The sequence below is a fragment of the Roseibium sp. genome, from assembly GCF_050301095.1.
In the GTDB taxonomy this organism is placed as follows: domain Bacteria; phylum Pseudomonadota; class Alphaproteobacteria; order Rhizobiales; family Stappiaceae; genus Roseibium.
The window spans coordinates 1-9,808 of the sequence record NZ_JBNKYW010000239.1 but is presented as its reverse complement, the minus strand read 5'-3'; the positions used below and the strand labels follow the sequence as shown (position 1 = coordinate 9,808).

Here is a 9,808-nt window from a genome sequence, read left to right as displayed (position 1 = left end):
AAACCCGCGCCGATCACAATGACCGGCATTTCGCTGGTCGGTTCCATAAGGGATCTCCTTCTGATCGCAATTTCATGACCAAGGAGATGGACGAAAGCCATGCGGGGAGATAGAAGCAGAAAGGAAGGAAACGGTGATTATCGGACACAAGTATGATGGAAAACTCAAAAAAGCTGCTTCAAACGGTTATTATCGGCGCACCTTGCGCTGGAACTGCAACGGTGTTTTCCATCCTTGATGTCCTGGCATCTGTCGGCCGGGACTGGGAGTTCCTCCACGGCGCACCGCCGGCTCCGGCGACTTTTGCCGCAAGTTACAGAACCACGAACGGCGCACCTTACTGGGACCTGAACGGGCGCCGGATCACGCCCGATGCTGCCCTGGACGAACTCCCCGGGCCGGACCTTGTCATTGTGCCGGAAATGCAGTTCGACCCGAACCGGCCTTTGCCCGAGGATCTCGTGGAGCTTGCCCGATGGGTCGCGATGGCCCATGCGGATGGAGCGACGGTGGCCTCGGTCTGTTCAGGGGCGCTTCTGCTTGCCGAAGCCGGTCTCCTTGACGGCAACGAGGCTACGACACACTGGGCGTTCGCCGATATGCTCGAACGCGACCACCCCGAGGTCAGTGTTCGGCGCGAGCGTATTCTTGTTCCGGCCGGTGAAGGACACCGGGTGATCACTGCGGGCGGCGCGTCGGCGTGGGAGGATCTCATGCTTTACCTGATCGGCAGGTTCGTGGGCGCCGAAGCGGCACGGCGCATTGCCAAACTTCATCTGATCTCACCGCACGGCGACGGGCAATTGACCTATGCATCGCTCACCGCCGGGCGCCAGCACGAGGACCGGACCGTGTGTGAAGCTCAGCTCTGGGCCGCGGACAACTATGCATGCCCGACACCCGTCGCGGAGATGGCTTCGCGCAGCGGCCTGTCCGAGCGAGGCTTTCTGCGCCGGTTTCGCAAGGCCACCGGCCAGTCGCCGGCCGATTACATTCAAAGCTTGCGGATAGAGGAAGCCAAGCAGTTGCTCGAGACGACCGACATGCCGGTGGAGAGCATTGCGACGGAAGTCGGCTATTCGGAACCCTCCAGCTTCCGGTCGGCCTTTCGAAAACGGGTTGGTGTTTCCGCATCAGTCTTCCGCAGAAAATGGCGCATTCTGTCAGCGGTCGGCACCGTATAAGTCAGTGCAAAGCGCACTGGCAGCGTCACGATAATGAAAACATCGACGGAAATCGCCTGACCCCGCAATCGATCCGATGGGACAGATGCCGGGCCTGCCAACGCGTACGGGACCTCACACAGGCTTGCGTTTCTAGACCATCTCGTTTCCTGCTATTATTCCCGGTCTTATCGCCCGCTCTGGAGTGGGCGAATTCAAATGTCCTTAAATACACAAGCAATCGCCGCTTCATTCGGCGGTAGGCCCTCTAGAAAGGGAGGACATAGGCCATGATCGCATCCAAAGTTCTACCGATCCTGATGCTCTCGGTAGCGAGCACACCCTTCGGTGTCATCAGCCTCCATGCCGAAGAAAAGCCAGAGCAGACTGCGGAAACACCGAAAGCGAAAAGCACCTTGCTCCTCGAGCAAAAACTGGAGGGCCTTCCAGGATACGTAGTGCAGGTGGTTCTGGTCGAAGGTCCTCCCGGATGGGTCGGTGGCAAGCACTATCATCCAGGGCACATTTTCGGATACATCTTGGAAGGCAGCTACGAGTTCAACTTCGACAATATGAAGTCGCGAACCGTCGGGCCAGGCGAAGTGTTTTATGAAACTCCGAATTCCGTCATGCGCTCAAGGAACGGCAGCGACACGGAATGGGTGCGTGACGTCGTGTTTCATTTAAAGCGCGAAGAAGATCCGGCCGCCGTGAGCGTGGACTAACTCAGCGTGCGTTGTTCACGCTATCGGGTGTAGGGCCTGTCCATCGGAATGCCCGCTCGCTTAAACGAAGCCATGACCGCGTTTCGGTCCTTCTGGTGCGCAAAATTCCGGATCAGCCAGAATGACCTGAGATGCGTACCCGGATAGCGGTCGAACAGCCGGGTCAGGGTAACATTCTCTTCGGCGCTGCGGCCTAGCGCGTGGTAGGACGCTGCCAGCACGGCCAGACCGGCATCGTCGATGGGGCCGCCTTGCGCGGTGTTTTCCTCAAAGGCGGACACGGCCGCGCCGTACCGGCCGGCGACAAATTCGGCGAGACCGAGATAATTCAGGTAAGGGCTGCCGGAATACGGGTTCAGGCGAATGGCGGATTTGATGTGCGCGGCGGCTTCGTCCGGCCGACCCAGCAGGACAAGGAACAGGCCGAGCCGGCCGTGAGCATCCGCACTGCTCGGCGAGGATTGCATGATCTGCTCCAGTATCGTGACGGCCTCGTCATGCCTGCCAAGCAGGAAATTGGCTTCCGCCAGTGCCAGTCTCGCCAATTTGTCCCGCGGATCGAGTTCCAGCGCTCTTTCCGCATACCTCAAGGCGTCCGCGCGGTCGGCGTCGGGCGTTGTGGCGTAGCCCCGGAACACGGCGAGCGAATAGCTTCGCGACAAACCGGCATAGCCGCCTGAAAACTCCGGTTCCCGGGCAACCAGCTCTTGAAAAAGGTCCCGGGCATTGGCCAGATCCGATCTATCGGCAAAATATTCAGGGAGTATCGTACTCGCACGTCCGAACAACATGTAACTCGGGGCCGCAAGGCCGTGGGCGTTGTTCGTCCGTTGTCCCTCTCCGGTTTCCAGCTTCACCGCGAGTTCGGCGACAACGCTGTCGACAACCCTGTTCTGCAGGGCGAGCAAATCATCCAGATCGCCGACGTAACGTTCCGCCCAAAGATGATACCCGTTGATGGCATCTATCAATTGCGCATTTATGCGAACGGTTTCCCCGGCCGCCTGCACGCTCCCTTCCAGGACATAGCGCACACCGAAATCTTCCGCGACCTCCTGTATCTTCACAGGTTTGCCCTTGTAGGTAAAAGCGGAATTGGCCGCGATGACGAACAGGTTCCTGAACTTGGAAAGGTCCGTAATCAGGTCGTTGGTGATGCCGTCGGCCAGGTATTCCTGCCCCGATCGCCCGCCGAGATCGGCAAAAGGCAGAACGACCAGGGAGGGTTTGTCGGGTAACGGAAAGGCCATGTCTTTTACCGACGCGGTTTCCGTGACGACCCGCCAGGGCTGCCAGAACACGAGCGCGGCAGCCGAAAGGACCACTGCCAGAAGCGTGGTGACCGCAAACGGCTTGATCAGGCGGCGGACCGCGGGCACCGGAGCGGGGGCGGACCCTTTCTTTTCGGGGGCCATCAGGACGCGAAAAACCTGAACGGGTTCGGGTATGTTCTTCACGTTCCGGGGGCCCAGGTCCTCGAACCTGGAAGCCACTCTGCCGCGTACATGTTCGACCACGGTGCGCGAGACGCATATGCCGCCCGGTTCGGCAAGCTCCTCGAGCCGTGCCGCGACATTCACCCTGTCGCCGAACATGTCTTCATCCTCGAAAAGCACATCTCCGAGATTGACGCCCGCGCGGTAGAGAATTCGCTGATCGGCGGGAACATCCGCCTCAGCCTCCGCCACGGACAACTGAATCATCACCGCGCATCTGACGGCATCGACCACGCTGTGAAACTCACCGAGCAACCCGTCGCCGGTCGTCTTGACGATGCGGCCTCGGTATTCCGCCAGCCTGGGATCGATGAGCCTGGAGCGATGTTGCTTGAGGCGCTTGAGGGTACCGGACTCGTCAGCAGCCATGAGCCGGCTGTAGCCGATCATGTCAATTGCCAAGATAGCAGCGAGGCGCCGCTCCATGGGTTTTCCCTTCAATGGGTAGACGAAACGTCCGGGCAATCGAGTTTATGGGATTTGGAGCAATCGTCCAGCGACTGCCGCTGTCCGGAAAGGACTTTCGGCGTCTGCATCCGTCCAGGTGCTGACGGTTATCCGCTGATCCCGGGCCCTCGGCCTGACCCTAGCCGTACCCGTGCAGGTGTGATCCGTTTTCCTTCAGCCAGACGCGGGCTGTCGGGGTCTGTGGCGCCAGTTGTTCGCATAGGCGCCAGAAGCGGGCCGAATGGTTCATTTCCTGCAAATGCGCCACTTCATGGGCAGCGACATAGTCGAGGATTTCGGGAGGGGCGAGGATCAGCCGCCAGGAGAAGGACAGGCGGCCGTTGTGGGCGCAGGAGCCCCAGCGGCTCCTGGTGTCGCGGATGCTGAGCGCGGCGACTTTCCGGCCGATGCGTCCGGCATGGAGTTCCGTGCGCTCCGTCAGGTCCTTGCGCGCCTCTTCCTTCAGCCAGGCCGTCACCTTGCGCGGCATGTGATCCTCGGCGCCCGGAACGAACAGGGCCGGGAAGCCGTCCTCCGTCTGCCGCACTGTCACCAGTCCGCGCAGTTTGCCCGTCGGCACGATGACGTGCTCCTCCCCGCGCAAGGGGACGATATCGCCGGGCTGGAAGGCAACATGGTCGGGCCGGTCCTGGAGGCGTTCGATCAGCCAGTCGATATGCTGGCGGGCAAAACGCTCCGCCCGGGCGAGATTGCCGCCCTTCGGCACGGTCAGGATGGGACCGGACCTGTCTGCGGGTAGTTTCAGGAGATAACGCTGCGCTCGCGGATTTGCCTTGAGGCGAATGCGGACGGCGCGTGTTTCCGTCTCTATTTCGATATGTTCTGGCAGCGCAGACCTGCCGGCGCGGAGCAGCTTCAAGAGCGGAGTTCCAAACGAATCAGTTGAGGGAAGTCTAGAAGAGTTCGGCCGTGCTTTAAACGGACGAAAGCGGCACCTGTCAGGGCGCCGCTCTCGGTCAGGCCGTCGGGGGAACGGCTGGGAGGATTCTGGAGGAAGTCAGGAGGAGGAGGTCAGGCGGAGGCGCCTTCGGAACTTCCTTTGGTCCGGCCCCGGTTGGCCATGAAACGGTCGAACTCTTCCTGGTCACGGGCACGGCGCAGTTCTCTCAGGAAATCGTCGAAGTCCGCACGCATTGCGTCGAGCTTGGCGCGTTCTTCTTCCAGGCGCTTCAGTTCCCGTTCGCGGTAGTCGTCGAAAGCAACGTTGCCCGTGCGGGCATAGCCGGCCGTATTTGACATCTGATCGAATGCTCCCTTCAGCGGGCTTGCCCGCCATTGATCCCGCGCGTCGCGGGCCATGCCTTCAAACCGGTCGCCCCACAGAATGTAGGCGAGCATGGCAAGGCCAAGCGGCCAGAACACCATGAACCCCAGAACCATCAGACCGATGGTTGCCGGCGTCCAGGCAGGCTTGATCATGCAACTCTTGGTCGTAGTCATCGTCCTATCCATTTAAGACATCCACGTTTATCAGGTGGGTATTGGTCGGACGGGCGTCAAGGATTTGTGATCGGGAACACAGTGACAATCGGCGGAAAATCGCGGCAAGGGTGCGCGATTGCCAGTGTCAGAACGTTGTTTTTCCTACAAAAACGGGCACGCAGCCGAGTTGCGGCTTCAATCACATGTTGCAGGATGTCGCAAAGGCTTGCGCTGGCGCGCAATTGGGCCGCAGGCCCCGGACCGGGGCCTGCGGCGAATGTGTCAGCTCACCTTTTCGGAGAGCGCGCGGGCCTGTCCGATCCAGTTGTCGCGGGCGATCCGGCCGCGGAAATCGAGCTTGTTGTCGAGAGCCTCGATCTGCGCGGCCGTCAACGACGCAATCTGCCAGTAGTGGAAGATGCCGGCTTCATTCAGGGAGGACTCGAGCTTGGGTCCGACACCGCTGATTGCCTTGAGATCGTCCGCGGCCCCGTCCGGCTTGGCCAGAAGGATTTCCGCCAGGGAATCTTTCCCGGCTTTCGCCGCAGCCGCCGGTTTCGCGGGCACCCTGGATGCCTTTGCTGAAGCTGCCTTTTCTGCCGGCCTGACGGGTTTTGCAGGAGCCTTCTTCGGCTGGTCCGTTCGGTTGGACCGGATGAAGTCCATGACGCGAGGCGCGATTTCCGAACGCCAGCGCGAACCGTTGAAGACACCGTAGTGACCGACGTTCGGCTGTTCGTAATGGGCCTTCATGGCATCCGGCAGATTGGTGCACAGGTCATGGGCGGCCCGGGTCTGGCCGCGGCCGGTGATGTCGTCCTTCTCCCCTTCCACGGTCAGAAGGGCGGTGCGGCTGATCTTGGAACAGTCGACCAGACGGCCATTGTGCATCATGGTCCCGTTCGGCAGGGCGTGCTCGATGAACACCGTTTCGACCGTCTGCAGGTAGAATTCGGCAGTCAGGTCCATCACGGCCAGATATTCGTCGTAGAAGTCCCGGTGCTTTTCGGCGTTGTCGCCGTCACCTTCCACAAGATGCTGGAAGAACTCCCGATGGGCTGTCACGTGACGATCCAGGTTCATGCTCATGAAGCCGGAAAGCTGCAGGAAACCGGGGTAAACGTCACGCATGAAACCCGGATGCGGGAACGGCACCTTCATGATGACGTTGTTCTTGAACCAGTCGATGCCCTTCGAGACCGCGAGATCGTTCACGGCGGTCGGGGCCACTCTTGTGTCGATCGGCCCGCCCATCAGCGTCATGGTCGACGGCACATAGGGGTCTTCCCGATCTTCCATCACCGCGACCGCCGCCAGAACCGGCACGGAGGGCTGGCACACGCCCAGCACATGGGTATCCGGGCCGAGGTAGTGCAGCATCGAGACGATATAATCGATATAATCGTCAAGATCGAACTTGCCTTCCTGCACGGGCACCATGCGGGCGTCGATCCAGTCGGTGATATAGACGTCCGCATTCGGCATGAGCGCCTCGACCGTACCGCGCAAGAGCGTGGCATAGTGGCCGGACATCGGCGCGACGATCAGGATCTTCGGGTCGTTGCGGTGTGTGGCGACCCCGCGTTCGAAACGGATCAGGTCGCAGAACGCCCGGCTCCATACAATTTCCTCGCGGACCGCGACACGCACGCCGCCGACGGAGGTTTCTGTCAAGCCGAAGTCCGGTTTGCCGTAACGCCGCGTCGTGCGTTCCAGAACTTCACAGCCCGCCGCGATGGAGCGGCCGTAGCTGGTGTGGGCGAAGGGGTTGAGTGGATTTTGAAAGTACAGACGCGTCATGTCGGCCATGGCCCGAACGGGCGCCATGGCGGCGTGGTTCAATTCGTAAAGGTGATAATACGGCAAAGGCGCGTCTCCTTTGTTGACGAAGCCGCTGTCTATCCCCTTGGCAAAACCAGAAAACATTCTTTTACGGCCCGACTGTTATTGCACCATCTATTGCATTGCAACACGTTAACTAGCCAGGCACCGCACCGCAATACTTCAAATTGATAGGAAATTGCGGACGTAAATACCCAAGATCACGGGGAAACTCGTTTCGGCACCAAATCAACGTGCGGCGCAAAAGCCGGATTGGATATTTAAATCAAGTTTGTAGAAAGAATTATTTTTTTGCAATCGGCCGGTCAGGAGGCGATATCGGCCACCACAGCGTCGAGAACAAAAAATCCTTCCCGTGTCGCCCGAACCCTGTTTTCCCCGATTTCTTCGACCATGCCGTGCTCCAGAAGGGCATTCAGGCGGCGCGGATCGATGGAACGATGGGCCAGTCTTTCAAATCGGGCGAGGTCGATCCCCTCGGTCAGCCTCAGGCCCATCAGCAGGAATTCGTCGCCCTGCTCCTCTTCGCCGAGGCCGGCATTCTCCACCAGGCCGTGCCCGTATTGCTCGACATTCTCCAGCCAGGTTTCCGGATGCCGTTCCGTTGCCGTGGCAAGGCGGCTGGCACCCACGGTCAGCCGGCCATGGGCACCCGGGCCGACACCGACATAATCGCCATAGCGCCAGTAGACCAGGTTGTGACGGCATTCCGCACCCGGCCGGGCGTGGTTGGAGACCTCATAGGCGGGAAGGCCCGCCTCGCCGGTCACGGCCTGCGTCAGCCCGTAGAACTCGGCACCGAGTTCGGGCTCCGGCATCTTGAGCTTGCCGGCGCGATGGAGTGTATAGAACGGCGTGCCTTCCTCGATTGTCAGCTGATAGAGCGACAGGTGATCGGCGGCCAGGCCGATGGCCTGCTTCAATTCCGCCTCCCAGCCGCTCAAGGTCTGTCCGGGCCGGGCGTAGATCAGGTCGAAAGACAACCGGGGAAAGGTTTCGCGGGCGATTTCGATGGCCTTGCGCGCCGTTTGCGCGTCGTGCAGGCGGCCGAGCAGCTTCAGGTCCGTGTCGTGCAGCGACTGAACGCCGAGCGACACGCGGTTGACGCCGGCGGAACGGTACCCCTTGAAGCGGCCGGCCTCCACGGAAGAGGGGTTGGCTTCCAGCGAAATCTCGACGGTCTCGTCCATCTGCCAGCGGTCGGAAATCGCCGTCAGGATGCGTTCGACGGTTGCGGGCTCCATCAGCGAGGGGGTGCCGCCGCCCAGAAACACGGACTGGACCGTCTTATTGCCGGTCAGCTCGGCGAAATGGGTAAGTTCCCGTTCGAAGGCGGCGGCGAAGCGCGCCTGGTCGACAGGCTGATGGCGGACATGGGAATTGAAGTCGCAATAAGGGCATTTGGCCGCGCAGAACGGCCAATGAACATAAATCCCGAATCCTCCTTCGTTCACCCCTTGCGACGTCACGGTTTATTCCTTGTGATTACCTGTCAGCCCACCAGCGGGCGGGCTGCGTCAAAGGCAGCCATCGGCAAAGAGCCTGAAAGCCCGGGACCGGTGGGAAAGTGCCGGCGTATCCTTGGAGCCGCCGTGTTTTTCCTCCGATGTCATTTCGCCGAACGTCCTGTCCTTGCCGTCGGGAAGAAAGATCGGATCGTAGCCGAAGCCTTGCGATCCCCGAGGTGGCCACACCACCTGCCCTTCGACTTCTCCCCGGAAAACTTCCTCATGGCCGTCCGGCCAGGCAAGGCAGAGCACGGCCACGAAGGAGGAGCGCCGCTGCTCCGGGTCTGTTGCGCCCTTCGACTGCAGCTTTTCCTCCACCGTGCGCATTGCCATGGCAAAGTCCTTGTCCGGCCCCGCCCAGCGGGCGGAATAGACGCCCGGGTCACCGTCGAGCGCGGCCACGCAGAAGCCGCTGTCGTCGGCGAGCGAGGGATAGCCGGACGCCTTGGCCGCCGCATGTGCCTTCAGGGCCGCGTTTTCCTCGAAGGTCACGCCGGTTTCCTCTGGCTCCGGCAGGTCGAGGTCGCCCGCGGAGACGACTTCGAAACCGAATGGTTCCAGCAGCTCGTTGATTTCGCGGATCTTGCCCTTGTTGTGGCTGGCCACAACAAGCTTGCCGGGTTCCAGTTTACGATGCGCCATGTGCCGGGGTCCTTAGAGAATGGCCATTTTCTGAAGCTCGACGAGCCGGCCGATACCGGTTTTCGCAAGGCCCATGAGCTGTCCGAACTCTTCTTCGGAGAAAGGGGCGCCTTCCGCGGTTCCCTGGATTTCGACGATGCCGCCTGAACCGGTCAAGACGAAGTTCGCGTCCGTTTCGGCGGTGCTGTCCTCGGCATAATCGAGGTCGAGAACCGGCGTGCCTTCGTAGATACCGCAGGAAATGGCGGCGATGTGGTCCTTCAGGACCGCGCCGGAGACCATGTCACGCGCCTTCATCCACTCGATGCAGTCGCGCAGCGCGATCCAGGCACCGGTGATTGCCGCGGTGCGGGTGCCGCCGTCGGCCTGAATGACGTCGCAGTCGACGGTGATCTGGGCTTCGCCCAGGGCCTGCAGGTCGACCACGGCTCGTAAGGAGCGCCCGATCAGACGCTGGATTTCCTGGGTGCGGCCCGACTGCTTGCCGGCGCTGGCCTCGCGGCGCATCCGGTCGCCCGTCGCGCGCGGCAGCATGCCGTATT

Annotated in this window: 9 protein-coding genes; 2 read left to right on the top strand and 7 right to left on the bottom strand. The window is 61.0% G+C overall.

Going from position 1 to position 9,808, the window contains the following annotated elements; genetic code table 11:
- Window positions 1-221 precede the first annotated feature (221 nt).
- Complete coding sequence (locus tag ACQY7U_RS20965) at window positions 222-1,184, top strand: GlxA family transcriptional regulator (RefSeq protein ID WP_428648849.1); 963 nt, start codon at window positions 222-224, stop codon at window positions 1,182-1,184.
- Between the two features lie 269 nt (window positions 1,185-1,453).
- The gene (locus ACQY7U_RS20960) at window positions 1,454-1,888 is read left to right on the top strand and encodes a cupin domain-containing protein (protein ID WP_428648847.1); all 435 of its coding nucleotides are present in this window, start codon (window positions 1,454-1,456) and stop codon (window positions 1,886-1,888) included.
- Between the two features lie 20 nt (window positions 1,889-1,908).
- Here the strand turns inward: ACQY7U_RS20960 and ACQY7U_RS20955 are convergent, their stop codons facing one another.
- The 7 genes from ACQY7U_RS20955 to rph all read right to left on the bottom strand — a co-directional run.
- Window positions 1,909-3,810: a tetratricopeptide repeat protein gene (locus ACQY7U_RS20955; RefSeq protein ID WP_428648845.1), complete on the bottom strand. Its 1,902-nt coding sequence runs from the start codon at window positions 3,808-3,810 to the stop codon at window positions 1,909-1,911.
- Window positions 3,811-3,970: 160 nt separating this feature from the next.
- A complete protein-coding gene (locus tag ACQY7U_RS20950) occupies window positions 3,971-4,711 on the bottom strand; it encodes a M48 family metallopeptidase (RefSeq protein WP_428648842.1) in 741 nt (246 codons plus the stop codon).
- A gap of 152 nt (window positions 4,712-4,863) precedes the next feature.
- Window positions 4,864-5,292 (bottom strand): DUF2852 domain-containing protein, encoded by a 429-nt coding sequence (locus tag ACQY7U_RS20945; protein ID WP_428648838.1) that lies wholly within the window; start codon window positions 5,290-5,292, stop codon window positions 4,864-4,866.
- A 264-nt stretch (window positions 5,293-5,556) separates the two neighbouring features.
- Entirely contained in the window at window positions 5,557-7,101 is a 1,545-nt protein-coding gene (gene phaZ / locus ACQY7U_RS20940; protein WP_428648852.1) for a polyhydroxyalkanoate depolymerase, read from the bottom strand.
- A 320-nt stretch (window positions 7,102-7,421) separates the two neighbouring features.
- Window positions 7,422-8,585, bottom strand: a complete 1,164-nt coding sequence (gene hemW / locus ACQY7U_RS20935; protein ID WP_428648836.1) for a radical SAM family heme chaperone HemW — start codon at window positions 8,583-8,585, stop codon at window positions 7,422-7,424.
- 48 nt (window positions 8,586-8,633) lie between these two features.
- Window positions 8,634-9,266, bottom strand: a complete 633-nt coding sequence (gene rdgB / locus ACQY7U_RS20930) for an RdgB/HAM1 family non-canonical purine NTP pyrophosphatase (RefSeq protein WP_428648834.1) — start codon at window positions 9,264-9,266, stop codon at window positions 8,634-8,636.
- A 12-nt stretch (window positions 9,267-9,278) separates the two neighbouring features.
- Window positions 9,279-9,808 (bottom strand): ribonuclease PH (rph, locus tag ACQY7U_RS20925; protein ID WP_428648831.1); only part of this gene is annotated, 530 nt, incomplete at its 5' end.

Excerpts from the sequence above, each read along its gene's own strand:
- ACQY7U_RS20960 (WP_428648847.1), top strand. The coding sequence starts at position 1,454 with ATGATCGCATCCAAAGTTCTACCGATCCTGATGCTCTCGGTAGCGAGC.
- ACQY7U_RS20955 (WP_428648845.1), bottom strand. The coding sequence starts at position 3,810 with ATGGAGCGGCGCCTCGCTGCTATCTTGGCAATTGACATGATCGGCTAC.
- ACQY7U_RS20945 (WP_428648838.1), bottom strand. The coding sequence starts at position 5,292 with ATGACTACGACCAAGAGTTGCATGATCAAGCCTGCCTGGACGCCGGCA.
- phaZ (WP_428648852.1), bottom strand. The coding sequence starts at position 7,101 with ATGGCGCCCGTTCGGGCCATGGCCGACATGACGCGTCTGTACTTTCAA.
- rdgB (WP_428648834.1), bottom strand. The coding sequence starts at position 9,266 with ATGGCGCATCGTAAACTGGAACCCGGCAAGCTTGTTGTGGCCAGCCAC.